Source organism: Nocardioides sp. F233, assembly GCF_057813895.1.
In genome coordinates this window covers 399,449-414,770 of record NZ_JBVASH010000004.1, presented here as the reverse complement: position 1 = coordinate 414,770, position 15,322 = coordinate 399,449, and the positions used below count along the sequence as shown (strand labels likewise).

At 71.9% G+C, this 15,322-nt stretch carries 12 protein-coding genes; 4 read left to right on the top strand and 8 right to left on the bottom strand.

The window, feature by feature from the left end; all coding sequences use genetic code 11:
• Positions 1–7: 7 nt before the first annotated feature.
• Positions 8–526 (top strand): pyridoxamine 5'-phosphate oxidase family protein, encoded by a 519-nt coding sequence (locus tag ACZYRU_RS17990; protein WP_488958460.1) that lies wholly within the window; start codon positions 8–10, stop codon positions 524–526.
• 16 nt (positions 527–542) lie between these two features.
• Here ACZYRU_RS17990 and ACZYRU_RS17985 read toward each other — a convergent pair whose 3' ends face one another.
• The gene (locus tag ACZYRU_RS17985; protein ID WP_488958459.1) at positions 543–1,796 is read right to left on the bottom strand and encodes a multidrug effflux MFS transporter; all 1,254 of its coding nucleotides are present in this window, start codon (positions 1,794–1,796) and stop codon (positions 543–545) included.
• Between the two features lie 35 nt (positions 1,797–1,831).
• On the opposite strand from ACZYRU_RS17985, the gene glgB reads away from it, so the two are divergent.
• Together glgB and ACZYRU_RS17975 are read left to right on the top strand one after the other, a co-directional pair.
• Positions 1,832–3,757, top strand: a complete 1,926-nt coding sequence (glgB, locus tag ACZYRU_RS17980) for a 1,4-alpha-glucan branching protein GlgB (RefSeq protein WP_488958458.1) — start codon at positions 1,832–1,834, stop codon at positions 3,755–3,757.
• Between the two features lie 4 nt (positions 3,758–3,761).
• A complete protein-coding gene (locus ACZYRU_RS17975; RefSeq protein ID WP_488958457.1) occupies positions 3,762–4,544 on the top strand; it encodes an NUDIX domain-containing protein in 783 nt (260 codons plus the stop codon).
• Here the strand turns inward: ACZYRU_RS17975 and ACZYRU_RS17970 are convergent.
• On the bottom strand, positions 4,468–5,418 hold the full coding sequence (locus tag ACZYRU_RS17970) for an EamA family transporter (RefSeq protein WP_488958456.1): 951 nt from the start codon (positions 5,416–5,418) through the stop codon (positions 4,468–4,470). The two genes, ACZYRU_RS17975 and ACZYRU_RS17970, sit on opposite strands and share 77 nt — an antisense overlap.
• Positions 5,419–5,482: 64 nt before the next feature.
• Between ACZYRU_RS17970 and ACZYRU_RS17965 the strand changes: the two genes are divergently transcribed.
• Positions 5,483–6,388, top strand: a complete 906-nt coding sequence (locus ACZYRU_RS17965) for a LysR family transcriptional regulator (protein WP_488958455.1) — start codon at positions 5,483–5,485, stop codon at positions 6,386–6,388.
• A gap of 8 nt (positions 6,389–6,396) precedes the next feature.
• On the opposite strand, the gene ACZYRU_RS17960 is transcribed toward ACZYRU_RS17965, so the two are convergent.
• From ACZYRU_RS17960 to casG, 6 genes are all read right to left on the bottom strand, one after another.
• The gene (locus ACZYRU_RS17960) at positions 6,397–6,807 is read right to left on the bottom strand and encodes a nuclear transport factor 2 family protein (RefSeq protein WP_488958454.1); all 411 of its coding nucleotides are present in this window, start codon (positions 6,805–6,807) and stop codon (positions 6,397–6,399) included.
• A gap of 88 nt (positions 6,808–6,895) precedes the next feature.
• The gene (locus ACZYRU_RS17955) at positions 6,896–8,515 is read right to left on the bottom strand and encodes an ABC transporter substrate-binding protein (protein ID WP_488958453.1); all 1,620 of its coding nucleotides are present in this window, start codon (positions 8,513–8,515) and stop codon (positions 6,896–6,898) included.
• Positions 8,516–8,926: 411 nt separating this feature from the next.
• A complete protein-coding gene (locus ACZYRU_RS17950) occupies positions 8,927–10,576 on the bottom strand; it encodes an AMP-binding protein (protein ID WP_488958452.1) in 1,650 nt (549 codons plus the stop codon).
• A complete protein-coding gene (locus ACZYRU_RS17945) occupies positions 10,576–12,021 on the bottom strand; it encodes an MFS transporter (protein WP_488958451.1) in 1,446 nt (481 codons plus the stop codon). Before ACZYRU_RS17945 ends, ACZYRU_RS17950 begins: the two co-directional genes overlap by 1 nt.
• Before the next feature lie 8 nt (positions 12,022–12,029).
• Positions 12,030–13,628, bottom strand: a complete 1,599-nt coding sequence (locus tag ACZYRU_RS17940; protein ID WP_488958450.1) for an ABC transporter substrate-binding protein — start codon at positions 13,626–13,628, stop codon at positions 12,030–12,032.
• A 35-nt stretch (positions 13,629–13,663) separates the two neighbouring features.
• Positions 13,664–15,292, bottom strand: a complete 1,629-nt coding sequence (casG, locus tag ACZYRU_RS17935; RefSeq protein WP_488958449.1) for a steroid-24-oyl-CoA synthetase — start codon at positions 15,290–15,292, stop codon at positions 13,664–13,666.
• Positions 15,293–15,322 lie beyond the last annotated feature (30 nt).

Genomic DNA, 15,322 nt, shown 5'->3' with positions numbered 1-15,322 from the left:
ATCGGGCATGCCCGTCACCAACCCGTGGCTCGCCGGCCCCTCCCCCGACACCGTCCTCCCCCGTGATGAGCTGGAGGAGCGGATCCTCAACCTGCTCTCGAGCCACAACACCGCGGTGATCGCGACCGTGAACGCCGACGGCTCCCCCGCGGCCACACCGGTGCGCTACTTCAGCCTCGGCCTGGAGATCTTCTACACGAGCTGGAACGCGTCACCGAAGTCGCGCAACCTGGCCCGCGACCCGCGCGTCTCGGCCGGGATCGTGGCCCCGCTCGTCGGCCAGGCGAGCAGCCGCGGCGCGCAGCTCTTCGGCACCGCCCGCACCCTCGAGCGCGACGACCCCGACGCCGACGCGTACTGGGAGGCGGTGCGCTGGCAGGCCGACCACGTCGAGCGCGGCCGCTCACTCTCGGAGCCGCCGGCCGACCCGCTCACCGTGATCACGCCGGACCGGATCGTCTACACCGAGCACTGGCTGCGGCGCAGCGGGTACGCGCCGCGGCAGACCTGGCGCCGAGAGCATTGAGCCGGCGTTGAGCCGGCTACAGCAGCTCGACCGGCTCGCGCTCGCTGACGTCGGCGGAGACGGCGCAGTCCCGGTCCTCGACGGCGACGTGCCAGCTCCAGCACAGCTGGCCGGCGCCGACGCCGACGAGGGCGGCGACGGCGAACCCGAGGGCCGAGCCGCCGATGACGGGTACGACGGCCACGGCCGTGATCGCGTTGAGCACGAGGGCGAGGAAGGTGGCGAGCGAGACCACGGCTCCGCGGCGGGTGGGGAACCGGTCGAGCAGCATGAGCTGCATGGTCGGGTAGGTGATGCCGTTGCCGAGGGCGATGAGGGAGACCCCGACGACCGCCCAGGGCAGCTCGTCGCCGGCGCCGAGAGCGGCGACCAACACGCCGACCACCCCGCCGGCGAAGGACGTCGTGCACCCCCAGGAGACGAGGCGGCGCGCGGAGATCCGGCCGGCGGCGCGACCGCAGAGCCAGGAGCCGAGCATCATCGAGCCGATCATCGGGACGAACAGCTTCCAGAAGTCGAGCTCGCCCTCGCCGAGGACGTCGACGACGAAGATGGCGGCGCCACCGATGTAGAGGAACTGCGCACCGAAGATCAACGCGGTCGCCCAGCCGAGGCGGTGGAACGCGCCGACCCGGCCGACCTCGACCAGGCCGCCGAGGACCGCGCCGACCCGCAGCGGGACCCGGCGCTCGCGCGGGTGGGTCTCGGGGAGCAGGAAGATCACGGAGAGGATGAGCAGTACGCCCATCGTCGCCTGGAAGCCGAAGATCAGCTGCCAGGGACCGAGCTGCAGGAGCAGGCCACCGAGCAGCGGCCCGACGGCCGGGGCGAGACCGAAGATGATCGCGACCCGGCTCATCAGCTTCTGCGCCTGCGCACCGTCGAAGAGGTCACGGATCACGGTCCGGCTGACGATGGTCGCGCCGCCGGCGCTGAGGCCCTGCAGCGACCGGCACACCAGCAGGAGCGGCAGGCTGCCGGCCACCACGCAGCCCAGCGAGGCGAGGACGTAGACCGCGATGCCGCCGACCATCACCGGACGCCGACCGACCGCGTCGGACAGCGGGCCGTGGAAGACGCTCATCAGGGCGAACGAGCCGAGGTAGACGGTGACGATCAGCTGCAGGGCACCGGTGTCGACGCCGAGGTCGCGCCCCATCTCCGGGAACGCAGGGAACGGCGTGTCGATGCTGAACGGCCCGATCATCGACAAGACCGCCAGGACCGCGGGGACGAGAACGGTGTACCGCCAGCCGATGCGTTCGCTCACCTCCGCATCATCGCGCACGCACTAGACTCAACGAGATGCCGCCTGTTGAGCGCAGCACCTCCGGATCCTCCGTCGGCCAGGTCGACCTCCACCTCGTCGCAGAAGGTCGACACGAGCTCCTGTGGCACGTCCTCGGTGCCCACGTCCACGAGGAGCCCGAGCCGGGCACCAGCTTCGTCGTCTGGGCCCCCAACGCCCGCAACGTCAGCGTCGTCGGCGACTTCAACGGCTGGGACGGCAACGCCCACCGGCTGACGACGATCGGGTCGGGCCTGTGGGAGGTCTTCGTCCCGGGTGTCGGGTCCGGCGCGTCGTACAAGTACGTCGTCGAGGGCGCCGACGGGCTGTGGCGGCACAAGGCCGACCCGATGGCCTTCCACGCGGAGGTCCCGCCCGCGACCGCGTCCCGCGTCTTCACCAGCACCCACGTGTGGCAGGACGACGCCTGGCTCGCCGCCCGCGCCACGAGACAGCCGGTCAACGAGCCGATGGCGACCTACGAGCTCCACCTCGGCTCCTGGAAGCGCCATCCCGACGGCGCCTTCTGGTCCTACGACGAGCTGGCCGCCGAGCTCCCCGGCTACCTCGCCGACCTGGGCTTCACCCACGTCGAGCTGATGCCGGTCATGCAGCACCCGTTCGGCGGTTCCTGGGGCTACCACGTCACCGGGTACTTCGCCCCCGATGCGCGCTTCGGCGACCCCGACGGCTTCCGGCGCCTGGTCGATGCCCTGCACCGGGCAGGCATCGCGGTGATCCTCGACTGGGTGCCCGGGCACTTCGCGACCGACGACTGGGCGCTGGTGCGCTTCGACGGGACGCCGCTCTACGAGCACCCCGACCCGCAGCGCGGCTGGCACCCCGAGTGGGGCTCGTACATCTTCGACTTCGGCCGTCCCGAGGTCCGCAACTTCCTCGTCGCCAACGCGCTGTACTGGCTCGAGGAGTTCCACGTCGACGGTCTGCGCGTCGACGGCGTCGCGTCGATGCTCTACCTCGACTACGGCCGCAAGGACGGCGAGTGGACGCCCAACAGGTACGGCGGCCACGAGCACCTCGAGGCCGTCCAGCTCCTGCAGGAGCTGAACGCGACGGCGTACAAGCGGGTCCCCGGCATCGTCACCATCGCCGAGGAGTCGACCGCGTGGCCGGGCGTCACCGGCGCGACGTCCGGCGGCGGGCTCGGGTTCGGGTTCAAGTGGAACATGGGCTGGATGCACGACAGCCTGCGCTACCTCGCGCACGACCCGGTGCACCGCTCCTACCACCACGGCGAGATGGCGTTCTCGCTCGTCTACGGGTTCTCCGAGAACTACGTCCTCCCCCTCAGCCACGACGAGGTGGTCCACGGCAAGGGCTCACTGGTGCGCAAGATGCCGGGCGACCGCTGGCAGCAGCTCGCGACGCTGCGCGCCTACCTCGCCTACATGTGGGCGCACCCCGGCAAGCAGCTGGTGATGATGGGCACCGAGCTCGCCCAGGAGACCGAGTGGGCCGAGGCCCGCGAGCTCGACTGGTGGTTGCTGCAGAAGCCTGACCACGCCGCGTTCCGCGACTTCGTGCGCGACCTCAACGCGCGCTACCGCGAGGAGCCCGCGCTGTGGCGCCTCGACAACGACCCGGCCGGGTTCGCGTGGATCGACGCCCAGGACGCCGGCCACAACGTCTTCTCGTTCGTCCGACGCTCGGGTGACGCCGGCACCCCCGACCTGGTCTGCGTCACCAACTTCGCCGCCGTCCCCCACGACTACCGCCTCGGCCTCCCGGTGGCCGGCGAGTGGGTCGAGCTGCTCAACACCGACGCGACGACGTACGCCGGCAGCGGGGTCGGCAACCTCGGCGCGGTCCACGCCCGGGCGGCCGGGCCGCTCGAGTCGGGTGCGCCCGGCGGCAGCCCCGCGTACGCCGACCTGGTCGTGCCCCCTCTCGCCACCTTGTGGTTGCGAGCACCCGTAGGGTGACCCCGTGCCCGAGCCCGAGATCAGCCACTGGACCGTCGACGACGGCGTGGCCCGGCTGACCTGGACCTCGGACCTGACCGAGCGTGGCTGGCAGGCCGCGGTCGACATCGTGCGCCGCCAGGTGGCCGACGCCCTCACCGACCACGAGCGGGTCGAGGTGAAGGTCGCCATCGACGACGCCGAGGCGCAGCGGATCGCGACCTGGTCCGGGATGCGGCGCGAGGGCGTGCAGCGCGGGCGCGCGGGTGACGTGGTCATCTACGCGCGGCTGGTCGACGACGTGCCGGTGCACGAGCCCGGTGGGTTCCGGGCGCTGTTGAACTCGTTCCTGCCGCGCAAGCGCGGGATCGGGCAGATGCTGGTGCGCGACGCCGACGGGTCGGACGGGTCCGAGCCACGGGTGCTCATGTGCAACCTGACCTACAAGACCGACTGGGACCTGCCGGGTGGCGTGGTCGAGGTCGGCGAGTCGCCGCGGGTCGCGGTCTCCCGGGAGGTGGAGGAGGAGCTCGACCTCACCATCGAGGCCGGCGCGCTGCTGCTGACCGACTGGCTGCCGCCGTGGGGCGGTTGGGACGACGCGCTGTGCCTGGTCTTCGACGGCGGCGTGCACCCCGCCTCGATCGTGCAGCAGGTCGTCCCCCAGCCCCGCGAGATCAAGACCGCCGACTTCCTCACCCTTGCCGAGATCGACGAGCGAGCAGCCGACTTCACCGCCCGGCGGGTGCGGGCCGCCCTGGCGAGCCTGGCCGGGACGGGTCCGGCGTACTCCGAGTCGGGTCGCTGACCTCCCGGCTCGCGCGTGCCCGTCCCTGCGCGACGAGCACGCCGAGCACGAGCACCGCACCCCCGACCAGCTCACCGGTCGAGGGCACCTCGTCGAGCAGCGTCCACGCCGAGCCGATCGCGACCGGCGGGACGAGCAGGATCCACGGCACGACCGCGGCCGAGGGGTTGCGCGAGAGCAGGGTGTTGAAGATCCCGTAGCCGACCAGCGAGGCGAGCCCGGCAGTGTAGAGCGTGGAGAGCGCGGCGCGCCAGCCGAAGGCACCGAGCCCGTCCACGACGGCGGCCGGGCCGTCGACGACGAGGGAGAGCAGCACCAGCGGGACGGGTACGACGAGCGCGGACCACACCGTCAGCGACAGCCCGCCGGTGGCGCCCGAGGCCCGCGAGACAACGTTGCCGATCGCCCACATCAGGGCGGCCATCAGGCACAGCAGCAGCGCCACTGTCGGGACGTGCCCGCCCCGGCCGAGGCCGACGACGACCAGCCCGACCGCACCGAGCACGACACCGGCCACCTGCGGCCGGGTCGGGCGCTCGCGCAGCACCGCGGCGGCCAGCACGATCGTGAGCACCACCTGGGCCTGGAGCACCAGCCCGGCGAGCCCGGGTGGCATCCCGGCGTCCATGGCGACGTACAGGAACGCGAACTGGCCCAGCGACATGAAGGTGCCGACCGCGGCGACGGTGCGCCACGGAACCGGCGGCGGGTCGAGCAGGAAGACCGCCGGGACGACGACGGCGAGGAAGCGCGCGGCGAGGAACAGCAGCGGCGGTACGTCGCCCATCCCCCAGTCGATGACGACGAAGTTGAAGCCCCAGATCGCGGCCACCAGGGCGGCGAGGGACTGGTCACGGCGGCTCACGTCGTCCATCGTCCCGGCCACGACGTTGAAGCACCAGCAAAGAGATCTGCCGTGAAAGATGTAGCGTTGCTGCATGATTGATCTGGACGCGCTCGCCGGCCTCCGCGCGGTCGCCACCCACGGGTCCGTGGTCGGGGCCGCGGCGGCGACCGGGTACACGCCCAGTGCCATCTCCCAGCAGGTCAAGCGCCTGGAGAGGCAGACCGGCGTCCCGCTGCTCGAGCGGGTCGGCCGCGGCGTGATGCTGACCAGCCACGGCCAGCACCTCGTCGACGCCGGTGAGCAGGTCCTCGCCGACCTCGAGCAGCTGGAGGCCACGCTGCAGGAGCGCGCCGGCGTGGTCGCGGGGCGGATCCGGCTGGCCGCGTTCTCCACCGCGATGCGCGGCCTGGTCGCGCCGATCGCCCGCAGCCTGCGCGACGCCCACCCCGGCCTGACCCTCACCCTGCGCGAGGCCGAGCCGTGGGATGTCGTCGAGCTGGTCGCCAGCGGCCAGGTCGAGCTCGGGATCGTGCACCGCTGGGGCGGGGTCCCGCTCGCCGTACCCGACCACGTCGCCGCCACTCCCCTGCACGGCGACGTCGCCGACCTGATCGTGCACCGCGACGACCCGCTCGCCGCCCGCCCGCGAGTGACGCCGCACGACCTCGTCGACGTCGGCTGGATCGCCACGCCGGAGGGCACGATCTGCCGGCAGTGGCTCTCGCGGATGTACGACGGCACCGGCCGTCCGCCCCGGATCGCCCACGTCTCCGCGGAGTTCGAGTCCCACCTGGCCCTGGTGCGCGCCGGGCTCGGCGTCGCGCTGGTCCCGCGGATGGGGCGGGCGGCGCTCGGCGAGGACCTGGTCGCCGTACCGGTGGCCGATCCGGAGCCGGTGCGCCTGGTCGACGCGCTGCACCGGCGCACGATGGCCGACTCCCCCGCGGTTCGTGCGGTGCTGGCGGCGTTCGACGGAGTGCGGCCCTCGGGCGGTTGACCGGAAGGTCAGGCGCCGCGCAGCACCGCGAAGTCGCCGAGCCCGATCCGGATCTCGAAGCTGCGCCGGGCGAGCAGCCAGCGGTCGCCGTCGCGGACCCACCGGTCGTCGTACTCGCCCATGCACTCGTAGAACGAGCCCTCCATCGGGCCGGCGCCGACGTGGTACACCCGGGCGTAGGCGAGCGTGCGGGCGTGGTCGCCGTCGACCTCGACCCGGTGGTTGCCGAGCAGGTGCTGGGTCGGGCCGACCCCGTCGAGGTGGGCCCGCATCTGCGCGACGATGGCGTCGGGGCCGCCGTCCTTGCCGTAGCCGTGGGCGTCGGGCGTGAACGCGCGAGCGATGGTCTCCCAGTCGCGCCCGTCGATGGCGGCGGCGATCTCGGCGAGGCGCTCGATCAGTGCTGCGCGGTCGTCCATGGTGGGTTCCTCTCGATACGACGGTGTCCCGGACGTCGTGGGACGTCCGGGACACCGTAGGGGTCACTGCAGGCCGGGCGGGGTCAGCTCACTTGCCGATCCATGCGTCATCGAACAGCACCGCGGTCTGCGTGGTGGGCGTGATCCCGTGCACGTTCTTGTTCCACGCCTCGAGGAAGCCACCGAATCCGACGTTCAGGTAGACGGCGTCCTTCTTCCACAGCTCCTCGATCTTCGCGAGGGTGGCGTCGCCCTCCTCGGGGCCGTCGGCGGCGCGCAGCTCGGCGAGCAGGCCGTCCATCTCCGGGCTGGCGTAGCGGCCCGGGTTGGCGCCCGAGGTGCTGTCCATCGCGGTGTCGAGGGCGGCGTACGGGTCGGAGTCCGGGATGCTGTTGGACCCGCGGGCGAGGTCGAAGTCGCCGTCGACGTAGACCTTCTTCACGATGTCGCCCACGGCGGAGACCAGGTCGAGCTGGACGTCGAAGCCGACGGCGTCGAGCATCGCCTTGATGGCCACGGCGCCCGACTTGGAGGCGGCGTCGCTGAGGCCGACGTAGTGCAGCTTGCCGTCGAAGCCGTCTGTCTTCGCCTCGTCGACCAGCTTCTTCGCAGCTGCCGTGTCGGTCGTGACCGGCGCGACACCGGTCTTCCAGATGGAGTTGGGGCCCATCAGGCCGCGGTCGGCGAGCAGGTCGCTGTCGGTGGTGCGCTTGAGGAAGGTGTTGGCGTCGAAGGCCAGCTCGATCGCCTGGCGCACGCGGACGTCGGCGGTGGCCGTGCCCTCGCGGTGGTTGAAGTTGATGGTCGGCGCACCGCTGACGGCGCTCATGTTGCCGGTGTAGCCCTTGCCGACCAGGTCCTTGACGACCTCCTCGCTCGACACGTAGATCGCGTCGACCTCGCCGGCCTCGAGGGACTCGAGCTTGGTCTGGTCGGGGCCGAGCTGCAGGAACTCGATCTTGTCGAGGTGGGGGCGGCCGCCGAAGTAGTCCTCGTTGGCCTTCACCACGGTCTTCTCACCCGGCGACTGGCTCTCCAGCACGAACGGGCCGGCGCCGATGGGCTTGAAGCTCGCCGGGTCGGCGTACGCCGCCGGGGCCAGGATCAGGCCGGGGCCGGCCGCGAGCAGGCTGGGGAAGCGCGCCCAGGCACCGTTGAAGGTGAAGGTGACGGTCGACTTGTCGGTCGCGACCATCGACTTCAGGTTGGCGCCCAGGATCTGGCCGTGCAGGCCGCGGTTGGTGATGAAGCGCTGGATGCTGGCCACGACGGCGTCCGCGTCGAGGGGCGTGCCGTCGGTGAACGTCACACCGTCGCGCAGCCCGAGCGTCCAGGTGACGTTGTCGTCGGTGGTGAGCGACTCGGCGAGCTGCGGGTCGTAGCCCTTGGTCTCGGGGTCGTAGCGCATGAGGGTGTCGTAGATCGACGCCATCACGTTCAGGCCGGTCGAGCCCGTCGGGTAGGTCTTCGTCGGGTCGAGGACGACCGCCTCGGAGTACTCCGCCATCCGCAGGGTGCCCCCGTCGACCGGCGTACCCGGGTCCTTCTCCGGGTTGAGGATCCCGTCCTTGTAGAGGTCCTTCGGCGAGGCCTGCGTGCCCGAGGACTCCTTGTCCCCGCCGTCGCTGCTGGCGCAGGCCGTGGCGGCGAGAGCGGTCGCACACAGGGCCGCGGCCATCCGCGTGCGCACGGAAATGCGTGTCTTCACTGTTCACTCCAGGTGGGTCTCGTACTGGGGCTGTCGGGCGCCTGCAGGCCCTCGGTGGCCTGTGCGTGGCGTCACACTAGGAAGCCGCCAGCCCGACGAGTCGGCGCGATTCCCACTCAGCGGGCAAGGCCGCCCGCGGGTGAGCTTGCGAACCCGCGGAGAGCGGCCGAAGGTCGAGGAGCGCCGGCGAGCTCGCGCCGCGAAGCAACCGAGATCGCGGCGCGTCTCGAGACCCGGCGACGTGCTGCCGGGACTGTCGCTGGACGGTTCCGGCAGCACGGCCGGGGGTCTCGAGACGGTCGCTGCGCGACCTCCTCGACCTCCGAAGTCGCTGCGCGACCTCCTCGACCTCCGAAGTCGCTGCGCGACCTCCTCGACCTCCGAAGTCGCTGCGCGACCTCCTCGACCACCTCAGGGCAGCAGCGCCTGGCGTCCCTGCTCGACGAATTCCTTCTCGATGGCGTCGCGGCCGGCGTCGTCGAGGAGCTCGAACTCCGCGGTCCGGCCGACCCGCACCCACACCGGATCGGTGGTGTTCCAGGCCGCGCGACGCAGCGGAGCCTTGTCGATCTTGCCGCTCCCGGTGAGTGGCATCGTCTCGACGACGCGGACGTACGCCGGCCACCACTTGGCGCCGAAGTCCGGCTGGGCGGCGAGGTGCTCGCCGAACGCGACCGGGTCGAAGGCCGCGCCGGGCTCGAGGTCGACGGCGACCATGACGTTGTCGCCCGTGCGCGGGTCGGGTACGGCGAACACCGGCGCGGCCGCAATCCACGGGAGGCGCTGGACGACGCGTTCGACCGGCGCCGCGGAGAAGTTCTCGCTGTCGACGCGCAGCCAGTCCGAGGAGCGGCCGGCGAAGTAGAAGAAGCCGGCCTCGTCGCGGTAGGCCAGGTCGCCGGACCAGAAGTCGTCGCCGCGCACGCGATCGGCCATCGCGCCCGGGTTCTTGTAGTAGCCCTCGAAGGTGCCGGCCGTGCCGACGGCGACCATCTGCCCCACAGCGGCGCCGTCGACCAGCCGGCCCTGCGCGTCGAAGCGGGCGCGGGGGCACTCCTCCCCCGTGTCCTCGTCGAGGACCCGGACGTCGACCTCGCCGGCGGGCAGGCCGAGCGATCCGACCGGGGTGTCGGGGGTGCGGTTGATGCGGAACACGCCCTCGCTGAGGCCGTATCCCTCCATCACCTCGCAGCCGAAGCGCTCGGTGAACCGGGCGACGTCGGCCTCCGAGGCCTCGGTGCCGAACGCCAGCTCGAGCGTGCTGGTGCGGTCGCGCGGGTCCTCGGGGCGGGTGAGGACGTAGGACAGCGCGCGGCCGACGTAGTTGACGTAGGTCGCGCCGTGGCGGTGGATGTCGTCGGCGAACGCGCTCGCGGAGAACTTGCGGGTCATCGTCACCGTGGCCCCGGTCGCCATCGCAGGCGCGAGGTTCATCATCACCGCGTTGCCGTGGAACAGCGGCATGCACAGGTAGGTCACCGAGTCGCGGCGCATCCGGACCCGGCCGACGATCGCCTGGGTGAGCCGGCCGAGCCGGCCCTGGCCGACCACGACCGCCTTCGGGGCACCGGTCGAGCCGGAGCTGAACAGCAGCATCGCGAGGTGGTCCGGTCCCGGCAGCGCGGAGGTGTCGGGCACCGGTGCCTCGCGGTACGGCGCCAGCCACCCGTCGTACGCGTCGTCGTCGACGTCCAGCACCCGCACGCCATCCAGCTCGGAGGCGAGGTGCCGCAGCCGGCCCTCGGTGACGACCAGGTCGACGTCGGCGTGCCGGGCGTCCTGCGCGATCTCGGGGCCGCTGCGGCTGGCGTTGAGCCCGACCACGACGGCATCGGCGAGCGAGGCCGCGGCGATCCAGAAGACGTAGTCGGGGACGTTCTCGAGCAGCACCCCGACGTGGACCTGGCGTCCCTCGGGCGTCGGTACGACGGCCCGCAGCGCAGCGGCGCGCGCGGCACCCTCGCGGACCACCTCGTCCCAGGTCCACTGCCGGTCCTCGAAGAGCAGGCCCGGCTTGTCGTCACCCGTCCGGCTCGCCACGATCTGCGCGAAGGTCTCCATCACACTCTCTCCTCGGCCGACGGTCGCGTCGGCGTCTCGATTCTCTCGGGTCTCTCGGGGTCGGTGCGCCGGGTCCGTCCGAGGACCAGGCAGGTGACGGCGGCGAGCAGCGAGAGGGCCGCCCCCGCCACGCCTCCGGCGACGAAGCCGGACTCGCTCGTCTGGCGCCCGCTCTCGGCAGACGCGGCCAGCACGGCCAGCGCCAGCGCGCTGCCCGTGGACATGCCGAGGAAGCGCAGGACCAGGTTGAAGCTGAGAGCGCTCCCGGTCTCCGCCGGCGGCACGAAGCGCACCATCAGCCACGGCATCGAGTTGAAGGTCATCCCGCTGCCGAAGCCGCCGATCACGACGGCGACGGTCACCTTCCACAGCGCGTCGTGGCCGAGGGCGAGCGCGAGGTTGGCGGCAGCGAACAGCAGGCAGCCGCAGGCCAGCAGCAGGTCAGGTGCCACGAATCGCCCCACCCACAGGGCGATCCGCGAGCCGAGCACGCTGGTGACGGCGTACGGCGTCAACATCAGGCCGGCCACGGCGACGGACCTGCCGAGCCCGTAGCCGTGCTCCTCGGTGGTCTGCACGAGGATCATCGACAGCGACAGCAGCACGAACATGCCGAGCGCGGCGAGCAGTCCGCACACGTTGGCGACCAGCACACCGGGCCGGACCGCCACCCGCAGGTCGACCAGCGGCCGCTCCGCGCGGAGCAGCCACCAGCCGCAGACGACGTACGTCAGCACGCCGCCGCCCAGCAGCCCGAGGGTCAGCGGCGAGGTGGTCCCCCAGGCCTTCGCCTGGGTCACGGCGAAGAGCACCGCGGCGGTGGCGGTGCTGAGCAGGACCGCACCGAACCAGTCGACGCCGCGGGGCGCCTCCTCGTCGCTGTCCGGTACGACGAGCAGCGCGACCACCAACGCCGCGACGGCCAGCGCGCAGGCCCAGCCGAAGGCGCCCTTCGTGCCCGCGAAGGTCGCGACGAACGCGGTGACCGGGAATCCCAGTCCGGCGGCGGTGACGTTGGCCACCGAGATCGCCGCAACGGCACCACGGACCTTCTCCTCGGGCAGCTCGCTGCGGGCGATCGAGAACGCCAGCGGCACGATCGCGAACGCGAGGCCCTGAAGGATCCGGCCGACCAGCAGCGGGCCGAACCCGAGCGGGAGGGCACCGAGCGCGGTGCCGACCACGACGAGCACCAGGCAGCCCAGCAGCGCCGGCCGGCGGCGGCGTCCGGCACCGAGCCGCCCGACGACCGGGCAGGCCACGGCCGCGGTGACCAGGGTGGCGGTGATCGCCCACTGGGCGGTGACCAAGGAGACGCCCTCGGTCCGGGCGATGCCGGTGACGAGCGGGGTGCCGAGGCTGCCGACGACGCCGGTGACGGTCGTGACGAGCAGGATGCCCGGGAGGACCCAACGGTCCTCCCGGGCCTCCTGGCCGGTGGTCATCGCGGGAGTCAGCCGAGCCACGCGTCGTCGAGCAGGATCATCGAGTTCGAGCCGCCCGTGATGCCGTGGACCTTCGTGGTCCACACGCTCAGCTCGGAGAACGGGCCGAAGGTGACGAACGGGACGTCCTCGTTGACCTGCTCCTGGAGTGCGGTGATCGCTGCGAGCTGGTCGTCCTTCGTGGTCGCAGCCTGGAAGGCGGCGATGTGCTCGTCCATGGCCGGGCTGGTGTACATCCCGTAGGTCTGGGTGCCGCCGCTGTGCATGGTGGCGTACATCCGGGCGAACGGGTCGGCCTCGACGAAGTTGATGCTCCAGCCCGCGAGGTCGTAGTCACGCTCCACCGCGATCCTGGTGATCTGCTCGGAGATCGTGCGCGCCGGCTTCGGGTCGAGGGTCATCCCGACCGCCTCGAGCGACGCCTTGACCGCCTGGGTGGCGGCCCGCGACGCCGGGTCGGTGCCGTCGACGTACCGGATCACACCGTCCCAGCCGTCCGCCTTGGCCTCCTCGACGAGCTTGGTCGCCGCCGCGCGGTCGGGCTCGAGCCCGGCGGCATCGGTGTGCCACACGGAGTAGTCGGGGAACAGGTCGGAGGACGCGATGCCGGTGCCGCCGAACATCCGCTCCCGCATCAGGTCGGGGTCGATGGCCAAGGCGATCGCCTTGCGGACCCGGACGTCGTGGCCGGCAGCGCCCTCGGAGGCGTTGATGATGGCGACGTTGCTCGCTGCACGCATGTTGACGTACGCCGGCAGCTTCTTGTCGAGCACCTCGTCGACGAGGTCGGGGTCACGGACCAGCGCGGCGTCGATGTCGCCGCCCTCGAGCGAGTCCAGGCTGGTGCGCTGGTCGCCGAGGAACGCCATCTTCACGCTGTCGAGACGCGGGGCGCCGTCCCAGTAGTCGTCGCGGGCCTCGAGCTCGAGGGACTCGCCGTGCTTCCAGTCGCCGAGCGTGTACGGACCGGCACCGACGGGGGTGAAGCTGCCGTCGGCCCCCACCGACGACTTCGCCACGACCATGCCGGGACCGGTGCTGAGGATGCCCGGGAACAGCGGCCACGGACGGGCCAGCTCGTAGGTGACCGTGTGTGCGTCGGTCGCGGTCGCCGAGGTGACGTTGCCGGCCCACAGCGCGGTCTCGGGCGCCTTCGCGGTGGCATACCGCTGCTGGCTCCAGACCACCGCCTCGGCGTCGAGCGGCGTGCCGTCGGAGAAGGTGACCCCGTCACGGAGCGTGAGCGTCCACGTCGTGTAGTCGGCGTCGTGCTCGATCGCCTTCGCCAGCCGCGGCACGAACTCCCGCTTGCCGGGGTCGAAGTTGAGCAGCGTGTCGTAGATGTTGGCCATCTCGGTGCCGCCCGTGGTCGCGGCCGCGATGGTCACGGTCGGGTCGAGCGACGCGGGCTCGGTGTAGGCGCCGTACGTCAGGGTGCCGCCGTCGACGGGCTTGCCGCCGTCGTCGACGTTGCGGAAGCCCTCGGCGAGGGCCTTGCCCTGGCCGCGTGGCTTCTTCTCCTCCTCGGACGCGCAGCCGCTCACGAGCAGCGCTGCGGCCACGACGACGGCGGCGGTACGACGCAGTCCCGGGACGTGGGTGGACATGACGATCTCCTTCTGTTGGGGGGATTGAGACCAGGTCAGACGAGGCGGATGTCGCGGCGGTTGACCTTGCCGGTCGCGTTGCGGGGCAGCTCCTCGAGCGTGATCTGCCAGCGGGTGGGCACCTTGTAGCGAGCGAGACCGGCTTCGGTGTGGGCGCACAGCTCCTCCTGGGAGACCTGCGCCCCGGGGTGCAGCACGACGACGGCCGCGACGCCCTGGCCGTAGTCGGGGTCGGGGACCCCCATCACGATGCACTCGCGCACGGCCGGGTGGGCGACGATCCGGTCCTCCACCTCGGCCGGGTAGATGTTCTCTCCCCCACGCAGGATCAGGTCGGAGCGCCGGCTCGCGATGTGCAGCTGGCCGTCGGCGAGGTGGCCGAGGTCGCCGGTGCGGAACCAGCCGTGCTGAGCGGTCGAGGCCGCGGTCGCCTCGGGGTTGTCCCAGTAGCCGAGCATCATCTGGGCGCCGCGCAGGTGGATCTCTCCCTCGACGCCGTCGGGCACGGGGAGGCCCGCGGTGTCGCGGATCTCCACCTGCATGGTCGGCACGGCACGGCCGACCGTCGACGGATCGGAGGCGAGCTCGGCGGCCAGCGCGAGGGTCGCAGCGGTGCTCGACTCGGTGAGGCCGTACGTCGTACCGAGGGACCGGCCGGCCGCGGGCAGTGCCTGCCGCAGCGCCTCCTTGAGCTCGGGTGACGATGGCGCGCTGCCCACCGAGATGCTGCGCAGCGACGAGAGGTCGAAGTCGGCGAGCCGGTCGCCGAGCTCGACGACCCGGCTGAGCATGGTCGGCATCGCTCCCCAGTTGGTGAGCCGCTCGGACTCGATCAGCCGCAGCACCTGCTCGATGTCGAACTTCCCGAGGTGCAGCACGGCCGTGTCGCCGACGACCAGGCGGACCACCGCGAGGTTGTGCAGCGCGGCGATGTGGAACAACGGCGTGACCAGGAGGAAGCGGCGATCAGCCTGCGGAAAGCCCGTCTCTGCTGCGATCGCGTCGTTGAGCAGGTGGAACCACACCGCCGCGATCACGTTGCGGTGTGAGTGGGTAGCCCCCTTGGCGCGGCCGGTGGTGCCGCTGGTGAACAGGATGACGGCCGGGTCGTCCTCGGCGATCTCCCCGTCGGGCTCGGGCAGCGCGATGCCGCGGTGCTCGGCCGCGATCCGCGGCAGGTCCTCCTCGACAGTGAGCACCGGAACGCCCAGCCCGTCAGCCATCCGGGCTCGGGGAGCGTCGGCGATGAGCACCTTCGGCGCGGTCAGCTCCATGCCGTGGACCAGCTCGGGCCGCGCCCACATCGAGTTCATGCCGACGGCGACGGCGCCGATCGAGACCGCGGCCCAGAAGCCGACGATCCACTCCGGGCAGTTGGCCGCGCACAGCGCGACCCGGTCGCCCTTCCCGACGCCGTGCTCGGTGCGCAGCACGTGGGCCAGCGCGGCGACCTCGTCGTGGTGCTGCGTGAAGCTGATCCGGCGCTCGCGGGTCACCAGGTACTCCGCGTCCCCGAAGGCACGGGACGCGTCGAGCAGCTCGCGCAGCGAGTGCTGCCGGTGGGCGTAGACCTCGAGGTCCTCGCCCCGCACGTCCTCCACCCGGATCTCGTACGGCGCGCCGGGCGCGGTCAGTCGCGCGACGGCCTCCTCACGCGTGGTCATCCTCTGGCTCTCCTCGTTCACTACTGGGCT